1 protein-coding gene is annotated in these 1,373 nt (G+C 74.3%); it reads right to left on the bottom strand.

Going from position 1 to position 1,373, the window contains the following annotated elements; genetic code table 11:
* Positions 1–56: 56 nt before the first annotated feature.
* Positions 57–1,373 (bottom strand): DivIVA domain-containing protein (locus ABZ646_RS46680; RefSeq protein ID WP_360533882.1); only part of this gene is annotated, 1,317 nt, incomplete at its 5' end.

The following is a 1,373-nucleotide window of genomic DNA, read 5'->3' as shown; positions in this document are numbered from 1 at the left end:
GAATCCGGGGCCCCGCCCTTTGAACGCTTGCCGACGCCTACGGCGTTACGCCGCCGTCAGTTGTCGTCCTCGTCGATGAGGAAGCCGCGCATCGGGGACGGCGCCTGGCCCATCGGGGAGGGGCCCTGCGGGCGTACCGGTGCCATCGGCTGGGTCATCGCCGGCGTCATCTGCTGCTGGCCGCCGTAGGACGGGGCAGCGGGGGACGGGGCGCCGCCCATCGACGGGTTGCCGCCGTAGGACGGGGCGCTCGCGCCGGCCGGGGCCATGGAGGGCGCAGGGGACGGCGGGAGGGAGGCGGTGGCCGGGGTGCGCGGCGGCGCCAGGCTGTCGTCGGCCTGGGTCTCCAGCTGACGCAGCTGCGACTCCAGGTACGACTTCAGACGCGTGCGGTACTCGCGCTCGAAGCCGCGCAGGTCCTCGACCTTGCGCTCCAGCGTGGCGCGCGCGGACTCCAGGGAGCCCATGGCGACGCGGTGCTTCTCCTGCGCGTCCCGCTCCAGCGCGTCGGCCTTGGCACGGGCGTCACGCTCCAGACCTTCGGCGCGGCTGCGGGCCTCACCGACGATCTTGTTGGCCTCGGAGCGGGCCTCGGCGATCGCCTGGTCGGCGGTCTGCTGGGCCAGCGAGAGGACTCGGGCGGCGCTGTCGCCGCCGGGGCCCTGACCGGGGCCGCCCATCGGACCACCCATGGGGCCGCCCATGGGACCACCCATCGGCTGCTGCTGCATGGGGGGCTGACCGCCCATCGGACCCTGGCCCATGCCGCCCTGGCCCATCGGACCCTGGCCCATGCCCTGGCCCATCGGACCCTGACCCATACCGCCCTGGCCCATCGGACCCTGGCCCATCGGACCCTGGCCCATGCCGCCCTGGCCCATCGGACCCTGGCCCATGGGGCCCTGGCCCATCGGACCGGGACCCTGCGGACCGCCCTGGCCACTGGGACCGGCCGGCAGCTGCGGGGCACCGCTCGGCAGCTGCGGGGGGCCACCCATGGGGCCACCCATCTGCTGCTGCGGCGGGCCCGATATGCCGGCGGGCACCGGAGCGCCGGGACCTCGCATGCCCTGCTGCGGCATGCCGCCCTGCTGGGGCATCCCGCCCTGCTGCGGCATTCCACCCTGCTGGGGCATGCCGCCCTGCTGGGGCATGCCGCCCTGCTGGTCCTGCGGCTCCGGGGGCTTGCGCATGTTCTGCTGGTTCTGGGCGGCGGCGCGCGTGGCCGCGGCCAGTTTGGCGCGCAGGTCCTCGTTCTCGCGGAGCAGACGGGTCAGCTCGGCTTCGACCTCGTCGAGGAAGGCATCGACCTCGTCCTCGTCATAGCCTTCTCGGAGGCGGACGGTCGTGAACTGCTTGTTCCGCACGTCCTC

It is taken from the genome of Streptomyces sp. NPDC007162 (genome assembly GCF_040634175.1).
Classification (GTDB): Bacteria; Actinomycetota; Actinomycetes; order Streptomycetales; family Streptomycetaceae; genus Streptomyces.
This window is presented reverse-complemented; position numbering and strand designations above follow the sequence as displayed.